This is a genomic window from Patulibacter defluvii (assembly GCF_034096925.1).
Taxonomy (GTDB): Bacteria; Actinomycetota; Thermoleophilia; order Solirubrobacterales; family Solirubrobacteraceae; genus Patulibacter; species Patulibacter defluvii.
This window is the reverse complement of the sequence record NZ_JAWZSQ010000004.1, coordinates 129,053-143,307: the sequence shown is the minus strand read 5'-3', so window position 1 is coordinate 143,307 and position 14,255 is coordinate 129,053. Positions and strand designations below refer to the sequence as shown.

Sequence of the window (14,255 nt, the reverse complement as noted above, 5' to 3'; positions counted from 1 at the left end):
CCAGCCGCTGCGGCGACGCTCACCCGCTGACCACCGGTCACTGCTCGGCCGACGCCCGCCATCCACCGGCCGAGGCCACCGACCCAACCGCACCGGCCACGACCTGCCAACGCCGACCCCGCCCCTACTCCTGCTCCCGCGAGCACCACCAGGTCGTCCGTCCGCCGACCGTCCCGCGGACCATCGCGGCGCCGCAGCGGGGGCAGTGCTCGCCCTTGCGGCGGTAGGGGATCACGTCGCCCAGGTGGACGCCGCCGCGGGCGATCGCCTCGCGGGTGCCGGCGATCAGGATCTCGTGCAGCTCGTCCAGCTCGTCGCGGGACAGCTCGCCGGCCGGGCGCAGCGGCGATTGGGCCGCCTGCCAGAGGACCTCGTCGCAGAGCAGGTTGCCGACGCCGGCGATCACGGACTGGTCCATCAGCCGGGCCTTCAGCGGTGCCGCGCCGCGGCCGACCCGTTCGGCGAACGACTCGGCGTCGACGGTCAGGGCATCCGGTCCGAGCGTCGACAGGTCGGGATCGAGTCGCACCCGCGCCAGCCGCCGCTTGTCGAACAGCAGCAGCCGCGCGCCGTCGTCGAGGTCGAGCGCGAAGCGGGTCCAGCTGCCGTCTCCCGGCAGTTCCCGCACCCCGCTCCGAACCGGCATCGACCACGACGTCCGCTCGCTTGCCGTCAGCGGCTCGCCCGCCGTCTCCGGCAGCTCGGCCGGCGGCACCCCCGGCTCGTGGTCCGGCCCGACGCCCTCGGGCGCCATCGCCACCAGCCGCCCCGCCATCCCCAGGTGCAGCCCCAGCCGGTGGCCGTCGTCGAGGTCGAGCCAGAGCGACTTGCCGATCCGCCCGACGCCGGTGATCCGCCGCCCGGTCACCGCCGCGGCGATCTCGCCCGGGGGATGGGGCCGGCAGACCCACTCGTCGGCGTCCTCGACGTCGACGACCGTGCGTCCGGTCGTCCAACGATCGGCGAGGGCGCGGGCGGCTTCGACCTCGGGCAGCTCGGGCACCCGCGTCAGGCTACGGAAGCCCCGCCGGGTAGGGTTCGCGCATGTCGAACCTCGACTCCCGGACGGCGGTCCAGACCGCGCTCGACCACCTGCTCGAGCAGGTGCCCGCGCTGAAGCCGCTGAAGCTGATCGCCGCCGCCGAGGTCCACGGCGGGCGCGACGTCCAGCTGATCCGGATCGAGATGCCGGGGCCGAAGGTCACCAAGGAGCTGGCCCCCGACGCGCGGATCACGATCGACATCCGCCGCGACGTCCTCAACGACCTGCTCGAGGCCGACCTCTCGTCCTGGATCCGGGCCTGGAACACCGGCCGCTTCAAGGCCACCGGCGTCGACCAGTACCTGAAGCTGATCGGTCAGGTGGCGACCAAGACCGCCGCCAAGGCCCGCAGCCAGGGCGCCAAGTACAAGCACTGACCGCCGGCGGTCGACGGCCGCCCGGCGACGGCGTAGGCTGCGCCCGGTCGTGCCGATTTCATACCGACAGTAGGATTGGTCTCATGAGCCTTCCGAAGCCCCGTCCCGACGGTGCCGCCCTGGTCACCGGTGCCTCGTCGGGCATCGGTGCCGATCTCGCCCGCGAGCTGGCCCGCCGCGGCCACGGGCTGATCCTCGTCGCCCGCCGCGCCGACCGGCTGGAGGAGCTGGCCGAGGAGCTGCGCCAAGATCACGGGGTGCGGGTCGACGTGCTGCCGGCCGACCTCTCCGAGCGCGACGGCCGCAACGACCTGCTGGGGCGGATCGCTGGCCTCGGGCTCGAGGTCGACGTGCTGCTGAACAACGCCGGCTACGGCCTCTCCGGGCGCTTCATCGAGCTCGACGCCGAGCGCCAGGACCAGATGATCCGGCTCAACGTCGAGGCGGTCCACCACCTGGCCCGCGCGATCGCCCCCGGGATGGCCGAGCGGAAGGCCGGCGCGATCCTGCTGCTGGCCTCGGTCGCCGCCTTCCAGCCGGTCTTCGGGATGAGCGACTACGCGGCCACGAAGGCGTTCGTCCTCAGCCTCGGCGAGACCCTGCACGAGGAGCTGAAGTCGCGCGGGGTGACCGTCACCACCCTCTGCCCGGGCCCGGTCAAGACCGAGTTCTGGGAGGTCGCCGGCGGCGCCCAGGGGGCGGCCGGCGCGAAGCCGATGTGGACGACCAGCGACAAGGTCGCGCGCGAGGCGGTCGAGGGGCTGGAGAAGGGCGCCCGCGTGGTCGTCCCGCACGCGCCGGTGAAGGCGGCCGCGCTCGGCGGGCGCTACACGCCGCGCTCGATCCTGCTGCCGCTGATGAAGAAGACCGGGATGTAGCGCCGACGCGGGCGCTCAGGCCGGCAGTCCGTCGGCCAGCGCCTGCAGCGGTCCGGCGGCGCCGCGGACGGCGTGGCCGTGGCCGAAGGCGACGATCTCCGGTTCGAGCGCCGCCAGCCGCCGGATCGCGGCCCGGACCGCCGGCGGATCGGGCTGGTCGATCCGCGGCGGGGCCTGCAGCCCGCCGCGGCCGGTGACCACGTTCTGGCCGAAGAGCGCGTCGCCGGCGATCAGCAGCCGGTCGCTCTCGCGCCAGAGCGAGAGGTGGCCGGCGGTGTGGCCGGGCGTCGGGACCACGCGGAAGCCGGGGCCGACCGGCTCGTCCTCGGCCAGCGCCGTCGCCTGCGGGAGTGCCCGGTAGCGGGCGATCCGCCGCGCCAGTGGCTGGACCGGCGCCGGCAGGACGATGTCCGGCGAGCGGCCGGCGCGCAGGTCGTCGAGATCGCCGGCGCCGCAGGCCACCGGCACGTGGCGGGCGTCGGCCACGACCCGGCTGCCGCCGGCGTGATCGACGTGGACGTGGGTCAGGACGTGGCGCGCGAGCGGGTGGCCGGCGATCGCCCGCAGCAGCGGCTCGGCCGACGACGGCATCCCGGCGTCGACCAGCACGTCGCCGAGCAGGTAGGCGTTGAGCCGCGCGCCCGGCGCCAGCTCGATCCGCCAGACGTCGGGCGCGAGCGCTTCCAGGGCGGGCGTGCGGGCCATGCCGGGACGATAGCCGCGCGCCCGCGGACGGACGCGCGGCGACGGACCGCGGGAGCCGCTAGGCCGCGTAGCCCGCGGCGCGGCCCTGGCCGGCGATCCGCTCGGCCATCTTGCGGTTGGCCTCGTCGATCATCTCGCCGTCGTAGATCGCCGCGCCGGCGCCCTCGACCTCGGTCGCCTGGTGGTAGGCGGCCAGCATCCCCTCGGCCTTCTCCCACTGCTCGCGGGTGGGGGTGAAGATCTCGTTCACGACGTCGATCTGGGCGGGGTGGATCGTCCACTTGCCGTCGAGGCCGAGGGCGCGGACGAGCTTCGTGCGCTCGCGCAGGCCGTCCTCGTCCTTGAACGCGGCGTAGGGGCCGTCGATCGCCTGGATGCCGGCCGCGCGGGCGGCCACGACCAGCCGCGAGTACAGGTAGTTCAGGTGGTCGCCCGGGTAGCCCTCGGGCGCGCCGCCGATCTGGGTGATCGGGATCCCGATCGCGGCCGAGTAGTCGCCGGGGCCGAAGATGATCGTCTCCATCCGCGGCGAGGCGGTGGTGATCGCCTCGACGTTGACCAGGCCCTTCGCGTCCTCGACCTGGGCCTCGATCCCGATCCGGCCGACCTCGAAGCCCTTGGCCAGCTCGATCTGGGTCAGCAGCTTGTCGGTCAGCTCGATGTCGCCGGGGGTCTGGACCTTCGGCAGCATCACCGCGTGGATCTTGTCGCCGACCTGCTCGACGACGTCGATCAGGTCGCGGTAGAAGAACGGCGTGTCGGTGCCGTTGACGCGGTAGACGACGGTCTTCTCGGCCGGGAACTCGAGCGTCCGCAGGGCCTCGATCACGCGCGCGCGGGCGGCGTCCTTCTCGCTGCGGGCGACGGAGTCCTCGAGGTCGAGGAACACCTGGTCGGCGGCGAGCGTCGGCGCCTTGGCCAGGAACTTCTCGCTCGAGCCGGGAACCGAGTGGCAGGTGCGCCGCGGCCGCAGCGGCCGGGCCGGGGTGGAACCGTAGGTCGCGCTCATCGCGCGCAATCGTGCCAGTTTCGCGCCCCGGCCCGCGGTCCCGCCCGCCTAGGCGTCGCCGGGGTCCGGCGCGGGGCGGCCCGTGCCGAAGCAGACCTGGGCGATCGCCCCCAGCAGCGCCACCAGCGCCAGCAGGCCGAAGACGACCGTCATGATCCGGACCCCGAGGGTGGCGTCGGTGACCGGCGCGGCCTCGAAGCGCGAGACGTGAACGCCGGCCGCGACCGCGCCGAAGCAGAGCGCCAGGCCGGCCGCCGCCCCGCCGCGCAGGCGGGTGGCGAGCAGCCCGATCCCGACCGGGGCGAGGACGAAGATCGCGGCCACGCCGCCGAGCAGCGCGCCGACGAAGCCCTCGGGGCAGGCCGGAGCGTCGCCGCCGCACTCGGCCGGGCCGCGGGCGATGCTGAAGGCCATCCAGCTGATCAGGCAGGCGGCGGCGATCGTCAGCGCGGCCCCGATCAGCAGCCGCAGCGGCTGCGGGCGGCGGCCGCTCACGGGATCTCCCGTCCGCGGCCGTCGAGGGTCCAGCTGCGGCGGCCGGCGCCGACCCCCTCGAGCGAGGCGGTCCAGGTCAGCGCGCGGCGCGGCGCGCCGCCGTTGCGCGACGTCTCCCAGACGGTCAGGCCCAGCATCGGCTCGCGCGCGCCGGGTCGCAGCGCGCGGTACTTGCGGGCCAGGAAGCGGGCCGCCGCGGTCGGCCGGATCGCCTCGATCGGGAAGCCGGCGCCGTCGTCGCTGGTTCGCGGGCTGGTGCGGTCGACGGCGCCGGTGGCGTCGGTCGAGAGCCATCCGCGGGCGCCGCCGCCGTCGACGACGGCCAGGATCAGCCGCATCGGCGTGATCGTGACGCCGAGGATCCGGTCGCGGGAGCCGAGCCGGTCGCGCAGCCGCCCGAGCGCGGCGTCGAGCGGTCCGGGGCGCAGCAGCGAGCGAGGGCCGAACGGCGCGCGGTCGAGGCCGTGCTCGACCGCCGCCGGATCGTCGTCCGCCTGGGCGACCGCGTGGCGCATCGTCGCCGTCACCGCCGCGACGCCACCGGCGAGCAGCAGCAGGACGCCGAGCAGCGACGCGATCCGGCCGGCGGCGCGGCGCGTTCCTCCCGGCCGGCGCGGCGCGCGGGCGGGGACCGGCGCAGACGCGGGGTCGGTCGCGGTCCGTCGGAGGGCGGTCGGCGACGACTCGCGAGCGGGCCGGCCGAAGGCGTCGTGGTCGGGGGGCACGCGGGGGCGGAGTCTAGTCCCCGCTGGACGGGCGTTCAGGCCGTCAGCGGCGAGCGCTCGCAGCGGGCGCGGTGGGCGGCCGTGGCGCTGCGCTCGGCCTGGCCGCAGGCGCGGTAGGCGGCGGCCAGGTGCTCGTAGGCGGCGACCAGCAGCCACCGCGGATCGCCGGCGCCGCAGCCGACGCGGTGGTGGGGCAGGGCGCGGAAGCTGCGCACCCGCCGCTCGTCGACGGCCACGTGACGCTCGTCGTCGCGCAGCCGCTCGCCGTCGGGGCCACGCTGCTCGAGGTCGCGGGCCAGCCGCTCGACGTCGTGGGCCAGGCGCTCCTCGGCCGTCTCCAGCGGGGTGGTCGGGACCACCGGTGGGGCCAGGGGCATCATGCTCCTGGTCTCGTCGCGGGACGGGGGAGACGCGACCGCGGCCGGGTGCCGCTCGACGAACATCCACGCGCCGCCCTCAACGGATGATCGGGCGGGCGGGGTCGGGTCAGGCGGCGAGCGCCAGCCGCTCGCGCTCGGCGGCCCGCTGGGCGTCGGTGCTGCGCGCGGCGTCGCCCTGGAGCTGGTGGGCGAAGGCCAGGTGCTCGTAGGCGGCGACCAGGTCCCAGCGGGCGTCCTGCGGACCGGCCGCGGCGCGGCGGTGGGGCAGCGCGCGGTAGCTGCGGACCCGCCGCAGGTCGACGGCGACGTGGCCGTGGTCGGCGGCCGCGGCGGCGCCATCCTCGATCGCCCGGGCGAGCGCCTCGAGGTCGCCGGCGAGCCGGATCTCGGCCGCTTCGAGCTGGGTGGTGGGAACGACGGGGGCTGCGGTGCTGGGCATCATGGCGATCACCTCGCTTGGGCTGTCCCGGCCGGCGGCGGGGCCGGACGGGGCGGTTGGTCGGTGATCGAGATCGTCGCTCGACGGGGGCCGCGCGACCGTGACCCAGGTCGCGTTCGCGACCGCCCATCGGTCACGCGGCGGAGGTGGCCTACGGCGCGCCGGGGGTGCCCGGACGGCCGATCCGGCGGCCGTCGCGGGTGGCGCTCCAGTAGCGCGTGGCGGGGTTGCCGCCCTGGAGGTAGATCCGCCAGACCGTCCGCTCGCCCGGGAACGACCCGTCGGGCGGGTCGAGGATCAGGTAGTTGATCCGCCCGGAGATGTCGCTGCGGGTACGGCGGGCGAGCCGGTCGAGCGCCCGCTCGGGGGCGGCGACGTCGACCGAGCCGAGGTCGATCCCCCCGCGCGGGTTGGTTTCGCTGGAGCCGTTGCGCTCGACCCCGAAGGCGGCGTCGACGGTGAAGCGGCGCTCGACCCAGCGGCGGCGGCTGGTGACGCTGACCCGCTCCGGCCAGACGCTGACGTCGGTCACGCGGGCGCCGCTGCCCAGCAGCGGCCGCACGGCGGCGAGCGCGCGGCGCAGGTTGCGGGCGCGGATCAGCGACGTCTCGTTGAGGCCGAAGGGGCGGACCCCGGGACCGTCCTGGCCCTCGGGCGGGGCCGGCGTGCCGTCGCCGGGACGCAGCACGTGCTGGCCGTGGGCGTCGCCGCGCCAGAAGCTCTCGTTCGACGGTGTGCCCTCCAGGTAGACCGACCACTCGGGCGGGTCGCCCTCCTCGCGGCCGCCGGAGAGCACCACGTAGTTGACGGTCGCCGCGCTGCGCGGGCCGATCCCGCGGCGGGCGGCGGCGATCAGCCGGGCCGGGGCGGCCTGGTCGACCGCGGTCAGGGCGATCCCCAGGTCGCTGCCGTTGTTGCCGGCGGTCGACGCCAGCACGTCGTCCTCGCCCTCGCGCACGGTCAGCGAGCGGGCCGGCTGGTCGGGGCCGGGCGCGACGGTCGCCGACAGGTAGTCGGGGCGGATCGAGAGGTTGGTGATCCGCTCGCCGGGCCGCATCGCCCCGCGCAGCCGCGCGAACGCCTGGGCGGTCCCCTTGGGGGAGAGCATCCCCTGCGCGTCGCCTTGGCGGGGACCGTCGGGGCCGCCGTCGACGATCGCCGTCGTCCCGCCACTGCTGCCGCTGTCGCCGCCGCTGCTGCCGATCAGCAGCACGGCGCCGACGATCGCCGCGATCACGATGTCGAAGGCGAGGAACCCGAAGACCAGCCGCCGCCACGACGGGGGCCGCCCGCCGCCGCTGCCCGCACCGCCGCCGCCTGATCGGCTGCTCGGGCCGCTGCCGGAGCCGGGACCCCAGCCCGAGGGGGCGGGCCGGGACTGGCGGCCGAAGGCGTCGCGGTCGGGGCTCATGGCGCGGGAGCCTCGCACGCGCGGCGGCGGCGCGCCAGCCCGCCCGCGGGCGAGCGGGATGGCCGGTGGCCGCTAGCTGGCGGCGCGGGTGACCGGCGTCGGGCCCCGCCGCCCGTCGGCAGCGGGCGGCGACGCCGCCGGCGCCTCGTCGCGCCAGCCGCTCGCGGTCACCAGCGACCAGTCCGAGGTGGTGCGGCCGGGGACCTCGCGCTTGCCCTCGCTGCGGGTCGCGCGGAGGGCGCCGGTCTGGCGGTCGAAGACGAACAGCGTCCGCCAGGCCGCGTCGTCGAAGCGGACGCCGACGCCGGTCCGCCCGAGCGGGTCGCGGACCTCGGGCACGACGGTCGCGTCGGGCAGGCCGCGCAGCAGCTCGAACAGCGCCCGGCGGACCTTCGGCGGCGTCAGCGGCGTCCGCAGCAGCGTGCCGACGGTCGCCACCAGCGACGGGTCGCCGGCGGCGCGGCGCGCCTCCGCCAGCCGTCGCCGCAGCGCGGCGGGGTCGGTCGGCAGTGCGGCCAGCTCGCGGGCGCGGAGGCCGACCGTCCGCTGGTCGCGGATCCCCATCGGCGGCAGCGAGGTCGCGAGCGGCCGTCCCTCGGCCTCGAAGGCACGGCGGTCCTCGGGGGTCGGGAAGCGCGGCGCGCTGGTGTCGATCCGGGTCCGGTGGACGCCGTCGCCGTCGCGGTCGAGCCAGGTCTCGTCGTCGTGGGGGAAGACCACCGCGGTCGTGCCGCCGTCGGCGCGCGGCTGCATGTGGGTGACGTAGGAGAGCGTCCGCAGGTAGGCGTAGCGGCCGCTCGCGGCCGGCTCGTGGGCGGCCCGTTCGCCGAGGTCGGCGAGGACGGTCGCCGCCGATGCGGTCGACAGCTGGGTGGTCGCGACCCCGCCGCCGCCCGGCAGGCCGACGGCGACGGTCAGGCCGAGCGTGGCGGCGCCGGCGAGCGCGAGCCGGGCGTGGCGGCCGCGGGCGGGCCGCCGCGGCGCGACGGGCTCGGCCAGCAGCAGCCGTTCGAGGGCGGCGTCGATCCGGGCCGCGGCGTCGGGGCCCGGGACCTCGGTCGGGCAGGGATCCTCGGCGGCCACCCGCTCGAGCAGGTCGGACGTGGCGTTCATGCTTCCTCCGTTCGCGGGGGACCGGCGAGCGTGCCGCCGGTCGGTGGGTCGAGTTGGGCGCGCAGCCGCGAGCGCGCTCGCGAGAGGCGGACGGCCGCGGTGCCCGGCCGGCAGCCGAGGGCGACGGCCAGCTCGTCGTTGTCGAGGCCCTCCCAGGCGGCGAGCAGCAGCAGCTCGCGGTCGGCCTCGCCGAGCCGGGCGAGTCCGGCGGCCAGGTCCTGGCGGACCCCGATCCGGTCGGCGTGGTCGGGCTCGCGGTCGACCGTGAAGCGGCGGACGCGGTCGACCAGGGCCTCGCGGCGGCCGGCGGCCCGGTGGTGGTTGGCGAGCACCCGGCGGGCGATCCCGTAGAGCCAGGGTCCGGGGTCGGGCGGGGTCGCCGCGCGCCGCCGCCAGGCGATCGCGAAGACCTCGCTGACGACGTCCTCGGCCGCGGTCTCGTTGAGCCCGCGGCGGCGGACGTAGCGCCAGACCGCGTCGCGGTTGCTGGCGTAGACGGCGCGGAAGCCGTCGCGGTCGGCGTCGATGGTCACACCTCGTTCATGTCCGGCCCGGAGCAGGGTTTACCCGTTCCGCGGTCGGTTTTCCGAGCCTCGCCGAACCTTCGGGGCAATCTTGGGGACGCCCCCGGTCACCGATCCCGCCGGCCGGACATGGACGAGGTATGCGCCCCGCGTCGCTCGTCCCGCCCCTCGTGCTGCTGGCGGTGACCTTCGCGCTGGTCGCGGCCGGCGGAGACCGCGGCGCGGCGGGCGCGGGCGGCGACGGGGCGGACCGCTCGTGGGCGCTGGCCGACGCCAGCGTGGCGGCGCTCGACGACCGGTGGCGGGGGTCGGGGTACGGGCGCGACGCGAAGCTCGACGAGCAGCTGCTGATCGTCCACGCCGAGGCCGCGGCCGCCGACCACCACGGGGCGACGCGGCGCGACGAGCGGGTGCGGGCGCTGGCCGACCGCCTGGTCCGCCGCCGCTGGGTGCCGACGCTCGACCCGGGCCGCGCCCGTCGCGGCGGCGCCGGTCGCCGGACCGACTTCGCGTGCGCGCCGGGCTGGAGCTCGTCCGACGCCGCCGTCCGGATGCATCCCTCGTCGACCGGCCTGATCTCCGCGGCGCTGGCGGCGGCGTGGCGGGTCCGCGAGCGGGTCGGCCTGCCGACGGCGACCCGCGAGCGGATCCGGCGGCGGCTGCTGGCGGTCGCGCGCGGCGGCTGCTGGCGCTTCCCGGCCGCGGGCCAGCGGGGGATCAACCAGGTCAACTGGAGCGCCGACGTGGTCGCCGCGGCCGCCGACGTCGTCCGCGACCCGCGGCCGCTGTGGGCCGACTACCGGCGGCAGCTGCTGCGGTTCGTCGCCGACGCGCGGCGGGCGCGCACGGCCGGCGGCAGCCCCAACTTCTCGTCCGGGTTCGGGTTCCGCTACGAGGCCCGCGACCCGCCGACGACGGCGGTCAACGCGACCGACACCGTCGAGTACTCGAACATCGTCTTCAGCGCGCTCGCGCACCACGACCGGGCGATCGCCGACGGGATGCGGCCGCTGCCGCCGGCGGCGGTCGCCGTCCTCCGCGGCTGGGCGGCGCACCTGTACCACGGCACCTGGGCGCCGTCCGGGTACCTCAACTGGGACTCGGGCAAGGGCCGCGCGCGGCTGCACCTGACGCAGTACTGGCTCTACGCGGCCTCGTCGCTGGTGGCGGGGCTGGAGGGCAGCCGCTCGCTGCGGCTGCTGCCCGACCCGGCCGCCGCCGCGGCCGCGATCCGCGGGCGGGTGGTGCGGCTGGCGCAGCGGCGGGCGACGGTCCAGGGCACGCTGCGGCTGGCGGCGACCGGCTTCGGGCTGCGGTCGGGGTTCGGCGGGCCCGGCGACCGCAAGCCGATCGTGGGGGCCCGGCTGGCCGACCTGCTCGTCCGCTTCCGGGCGCTCGACCGGGTGCGGCCGGCGGCCCTCGGGGGCTTCGCCGACGACCGCGGGCTGGGCCGGATCGCCGTCGCCACCGACCGCTACAGCACCGCGATCGTGCGGCCGCGGGACGACGGCCAGGGCGGCGGGCTGGAGCCGGCCCGGATCCTCGACGGCGCGGCGACGGCGGTGACCGGGATCGGCGGTCGCGGCGCGGGGACGCTGGGGCTGGTGGTCGCCGACGGCGGGCGGCCGCTGATCGACACCCAGGGGCCGCTGGCCGGCCAGTGGCGGTCGCCCGCGCGGGTGCCGGCGGCGCTCGCCGACCGCTCGGGGACGCTGCCGGCCGGGCTGACCGTCAGCGGGACGGCACAGGCGCCGGGGGTGGCGGTGGGGGTCGTCCACCGCTTCCGGGGCGACCGGATCGTCACCCGCTACCGGATCGCCAACGAGCGCGGGCGGGCGCTGCTGGTGCTGCTGCGGATCCCCAGCTACGCCGGGCCGGCGGGCGAGCGGCCGCGGCTGCGGGAACGTCCGCCGGCGGCCCCGGTCCGGCGCGCCGGCCGCGTGGTGCTGCCGGTCCGCGGCCTCGACGGAGCGCGCTTCCGGGTCGTCGTCGACGGGGTCCCCGGGACGCCGTCGGTGGCGGTGCGGCGGGTGCCGGCCGACCGCTTCAACCCGCGGCCGGGTCCGCAGCTGGTGGTCGGGCTGCGGCTGCCGCCGGGGGAGACGACGCTGCGGCGGACGGTCGTGGTCGACGCGCCGCCGCAGCTCGCGGATCAGAAGCCGTAGGCGGCCTGCAGCTCCGGGTCGTCGGCGGCCAGCTGCTCGGCGAGGGTGACGAGGACCTTGGCCTGCTTCCAGCTGGCGTCGTCCTGCATCTTGCCGTCGATCATGTGGACGCCCTTGCCGTCGGGGATCGCCTCGATGATCTTCTTCGCGAACGCGACCTCGGCCGGGTCGGGGGAGAAGACCTTCTTGGCGATCTCGATCTGGACCGGGTGCAGCGACCAGGTGCCGACGCAACCGAGGATGAAGGCGGCGCGGAACTGGGCCTCGCAGGCGACGGTGTCCTTGATGTCGCCGAAGGGGCCGTAGAAGGGCAGGATCCCGGCGCTGACGCAGGCATCGACCATCCGGGCGACGGTGTAGTGCCACGGGTCCTGCTGGGCGCGGACGCGGCCGGCCTCGAGGTCCTCGGCGTCGGTCGGGTCGCTGATCGAGACGTAGCCGGGGTGGCCGCCTCCGACGCGGGTGGTCTTCATCCGCCGCGACGCCGCCAGGTCGGCCGGGCCGAGGCTGATGCCCTGCATCCGCGGCGAGGCGAAGGCGATCTCCTCGACGTTGGCCATGCCCTGGGCGGTCTCGAGGATCGCGTGCAGGAGGATCGGGCGGGTGACGCCGGCCTTGGCCTCCAGCTGCGCGACCAGCCGGTCGACGTAGTGGATGTCCTCGGCGCCCTCGACCTTCGGGATCATGATCACGTCGAGCCGGTCGCCGATCTCGGTCACCAGCGTCGTCAGGTCGTCGAGCACCCACGGGCTCTCGAGCGAGTTGACCCGGGTCCAGAGCGGCGTGCCGCCGAGGTCGGCCGTCTTGCCGACCTCGACCAGGCCGGCGCGCGCGGCCTCCTTGCGATCGACCGGGACCGCGTCCTCCAGGTTGCCGAGAACGATGTCGGCCTTGGCGGCGATCGCGGGCAGCTTCGCCCGCATCTTCTCGTTGCTCGGGTCGAAGAAGTGGATCATCCGCGAGGGCGGGACCGGGATCTCGCGGACCGGCTCCGGCGCCCCGACGGCGAGCGGCTTGAAGAAGTCACGGGGATGGCGCATCGGGCCGGATCCTACGCGCGGTCGGTGGGTCGGCGCGGGGCGGGCACCGCCTCAGCCCACCTCCGCCTCGCTGACCGCCTTCAGCGCCGCCAGCCCGCGGTCGAAGTCCTTGGCGATCGCCTTGTCGAAGAAGAGCCGGCCGAGGATCGCCATCAGCAGCGGCCGCTCGCCCTCCATCCGCCAGCGGACGGTGGTCGTGCCGTCGGCCTCGGCGAGGGTGAAGATCGCCTGGTTGGTGGCCTGGAACGGCTTCAGGAACTCGAGCCGGATCGAGAGGTCGGTCGGCTCGGTCGCCTCGGTGATCGTCATCCGACCCTCGCCGGCTGGGGGAGAACGTCACATGCCCCGGCCGCGCGGCGGCCCGTGCGACGTTCGCCACCGCCGGTGACGGTGAACGTCGCACGGCGGCGAGGGCGCGGGTGGGGGTGTGACGTTGGCCCCGCCGCCCCGCCGAACCTCGCCGCTCAGCCCAGCAGCGTGTCGTAGATCAGGTAGGCGTTGAGGGCGATGATCACGGCCGCGATCACGCTGGCGGCGATCGTCGTCCGCCGCTCGTTGACCAGCGCGCCCATCACGTCGCGGCGGCTGGTGATCATGATCAGCGGCACCAGCGCGAAGGGGATGCCGAACGAGAGCACCACCTGCGAGATCACCAGCGTGTCGGTGGTCGGCAGGCCCAGCGCCAGCACCACCAGCGCCGGCGTCATCGTCACCGCCCGCCGCACGAAGAGCGGGATCCGCCAGCTCATGAAGCCCTGCATCACCACCTGCCCCGCGTAGGTGCCGACGCTGGAGGAGGACAGCCCCGACGCCAGCAGCGCGACCGCGAAGGCCAGCGCCGCCGCCCCGCCGACGTAGTCGCCCAGCCCCTGGTGGGCGGCCTCGATCGAGTCGACGTCGGTCGCGCCGATCCGGTGGAAGAGGGCCGCCGCCACCAGCATCATCGTCAGGTTGATGACGCCGGCTGCGCCCAGGCCAAGGCCGACGTCGATCCGCAGCCACTTGAGCAGCTGCCGCCGCTCGCCGGCGTCGCGGGGCGGGATCCGGTCCTGGGTCAGCGCCGAGTGCAGGTAGACGACGTGCGGCATCACCGTCGCGCCGATGATCCCGATCACCAGCAGCAGCGACTCCGAGCCCTGGAGCCCCGGCACGAGCCCGCCGGCGATCCCCGAGACCGACTGGTGCCCGACCGCCACCAGGTCGTAGAGGAACCCGAGCGCGACCAGGCTCAGCAGCGCCACGATCGCCAGCTCGAAGCGGCGGTAGCCCCGCTGCTCCAGCGCCAGCACGCCGAAGGCGACCACGGCCGTGATCAGGCCGGCGACGAAGAGCGGGATCCCGAACAGCAGGTTGAGGCCGATCGCCGCCCCGACGAACTCGGCCAGGTCGGTGGCGATCGCGACCACCTCGGCCTGCAGCCAGAGCCCGAACCGGGTCCGGCGGCCGAACCGCTCGCCCGCCAGCTGCGGCAGGTTGCGGCCGGTCGCCAGGCCGGCCTTGGCCGACAGGTACTGGACCAGCATCGCCATCAGGCTCGACATCACGACGACCCAGACCAGCAGGTAGCCGAACTGGGCCCCGGCCGAGATGTTGGTGGCGAAGTTGCCCGGATCGACGTAGGCGACCGCGGCCACGAAGGCCGGCCCGAGCAGCGCCAGCCGGCCTCGCACCCGGCCCTGGCGGCGGGTCAGCTCGAGCGCGCTCGGCGGCAGCGCGTCGGCCGCGGCGTCGCGCGCGGCCGGACGCAGGGCGCTGCCGGCGGGCGGGGCGTTCACCGGCCCCCTCCGAGCACGGCCGAGCGCGGGGTCGCCGTCGTCAGCCGTGTCGATGTGGAGACCATGAACCAAGGTTATCACTTGCCAAAATCTCCGCGGAACCGCACGTTCCGCGCCGAGGCGGCAGACTTCGCGACCGCGCCCCCGGGCGCTGGTGCAACCCGAATCAGGAGCGAC

The 14,255-nt window shown here is 76.1% G+C and carries 16 protein-coding genes; 3 read left to right on the top strand and 13 right to left on the bottom strand.

Annotation, left to right across the window (positions count from 1 at the left end; all coding sequences use genetic code 11):
• Nucleotides 1-124: 124 nt before the first annotated feature.
• Nucleotides 125-1,003 carry an Fpg/Nei family DNA glycosylase gene (locus tag SH587_RS06245; protein WP_320669718.1) on the bottom strand — a complete coding sequence of 293 codons (879 nt, stop codon included), beginning with the start codon at nt 1,001-1,003 and terminating at the stop codon, nt 125-127.
• A 41-nt stretch (nt 1,004-1,044) separates the two neighbouring features.
• Here SH587_RS06245 and SH587_RS06240 point away from each other — a divergent pair, with 41 nt between their 5' ends.
• Nucleotides 1,045-1,419 carry a hypothetical protein gene (locus tag SH587_RS06240; protein ID WP_320669717.1) on the top strand — a complete coding sequence of 125 codons (375 nt, stop codon included), beginning with the start codon at nt 1,045-1,047 and terminating at the stop codon, nt 1,417-1,419.
• A gap of 83 nt (nt 1,420-1,502) precedes the next feature.
• Nucleotides 1,503-2,297, top strand: a complete 795-nt coding sequence (locus SH587_RS06235) for an SDR family NAD(P)-dependent oxidoreductase (RefSeq protein ID WP_320669716.1) — start codon at nt 1,503-1,505, stop codon at nt 2,295-2,297.
• A 15-nt stretch (nt 2,298-2,312) separates the two neighbouring features.
• Here SH587_RS06235 and SH587_RS06230 read toward each other — a convergent pair whose 3' ends face one another.
• The 9 genes from SH587_RS06230 to SH587_RS06190 form a co-directional block, all read right to left on the bottom strand.
• The gene (locus SH587_RS06230; RefSeq protein WP_320669715.1) at nt 2,313-3,002 is read right to left on the bottom strand and encodes an MBL fold metallo-hydrolase; all 690 of its coding nucleotides are present in this window, start codon (nt 3,000-3,002) and stop codon (nt 2,313-2,315) included.
• Between the two features lie 58 nt (nt 3,003-3,060).
• Nucleotides 3,061-4,011, bottom strand: coding sequence for an HpcH/HpaI aldolase/citrate lyase family protein (locus SH587_RS06225; protein WP_320669714.1), 951 nt, complete (start codon nt 4,009-4,011; stop codon nt 3,061-3,063).
• A 48-nt stretch (nt 4,012-4,059) separates the two neighbouring features.
• The gene (locus SH587_RS06220; RefSeq protein WP_320669713.1) at nt 4,060-4,506 is read right to left on the bottom strand and encodes a hypothetical protein; all 447 of its coding nucleotides are present in this window, start codon (nt 4,504-4,506) and stop codon (nt 4,060-4,062) included.
• Nucleotides 4,503-5,231 carry a hypothetical protein gene (locus SH587_RS06215; protein WP_320669712.1) on the bottom strand — a complete coding sequence of 243 codons (729 nt, stop codon included), beginning with the start codon at nt 5,229-5,231 and terminating at the stop codon, nt 4,503-4,505. The genes SH587_RS06220 and SH587_RS06215 overlap by 4 nt, the downstream gene beginning before the upstream one ends.
• A gap of 35 nt (nt 5,232-5,266) precedes the next feature.
• Complete coding sequence (locus SH587_RS06210; RefSeq protein ID WP_320669711.1) at nt 5,267-5,608, bottom strand: hypothetical protein; 342 nt, start codon at nt 5,606-5,608, stop codon at nt 5,267-5,269.
• A 109-nt stretch (nt 5,609-5,717) separates the two neighbouring features.
• On the bottom strand, nt 5,718-6,050 hold the full coding sequence (locus tag SH587_RS06205) for a hypothetical protein (protein WP_320669710.1): 333 nt from the start codon (nt 6,048-6,050) through the stop codon (nt 5,718-5,720).
• 151 nt (nt 6,051-6,201) lie between these two features.
• Nucleotides 6,202-7,461, bottom strand: coding sequence for a hypothetical protein (locus SH587_RS06200; RefSeq protein ID WP_320669709.1), 1,260 nt, complete (start codon nt 7,459-7,461; stop codon nt 6,202-6,204).
• A 72-nt stretch (nt 7,462-7,533) separates the two neighbouring features.
• A complete protein-coding gene (locus SH587_RS06195) occupies nt 7,534-8,574 on the bottom strand; it encodes a CU044_5270 family protein (protein ID WP_320669708.1) in 1,041 nt (346 codons plus the stop codon).
• Complete coding sequence (locus SH587_RS06190) at nt 8,571-9,107, bottom strand: RNA polymerase sigma factor (RefSeq protein WP_320669707.1); 537 nt, start codon at nt 9,105-9,107, stop codon at nt 8,571-8,573. The genes SH587_RS06195 and SH587_RS06190 overlap by 4 nt, the downstream gene beginning before the upstream one ends.
• Nucleotides 9,108-9,238: 131 nt before the next feature.
• Between SH587_RS06190 and SH587_RS06185 the strand changes: the two genes are divergently transcribed.
• Nucleotides 9,239-11,263: a hypothetical protein gene (locus tag SH587_RS06185; protein ID WP_320669706.1), complete on the top strand. Its 2,025-nt coding sequence runs from the start codon at nt 9,239-9,241 to the stop codon at nt 11,261-11,263.
• Here SH587_RS06185 and SH587_RS06180 read toward each other — a convergent pair.
• The 3 genes from SH587_RS06180 to SH587_RS06170 all read right to left on the bottom strand — a co-directional run bounded on the left by SH587_RS06180 (nt 11,251) and on the right by SH587_RS06170 (nt 14,078).
• The gene (locus SH587_RS06180; protein WP_320669705.1) at nt 11,251-12,303 is read right to left on the bottom strand and encodes an HpcH/HpaI aldolase/citrate lyase family protein; all 1,053 of its coding nucleotides are present in this window, start codon (nt 12,301-12,303) and stop codon (nt 11,251-11,253) included. The two genes, SH587_RS06185 and SH587_RS06180, sit on opposite strands and share 13 nt — an antisense overlap.
• A 51-nt stretch (nt 12,304-12,354) precedes the next feature.
• Nucleotides 12,355-12,612: an SRPBCC family protein gene (locus tag SH587_RS06175; protein WP_320669704.1), complete on the bottom strand. Its 258-nt coding sequence runs from the start codon at nt 12,610-12,612 to the stop codon at nt 12,355-12,357.
• A gap of 155 nt (nt 12,613-12,767) precedes the next feature.
• Nucleotides 12,768-14,078, bottom strand: coding sequence for an Nramp family divalent metal transporter (locus SH587_RS06170; RefSeq protein ID WP_320669703.1), 1,311 nt, complete (start codon nt 14,076-14,078; stop codon nt 12,768-12,770).
• Nucleotides 14,079-14,255: the final 177 nt, after the last annotated feature.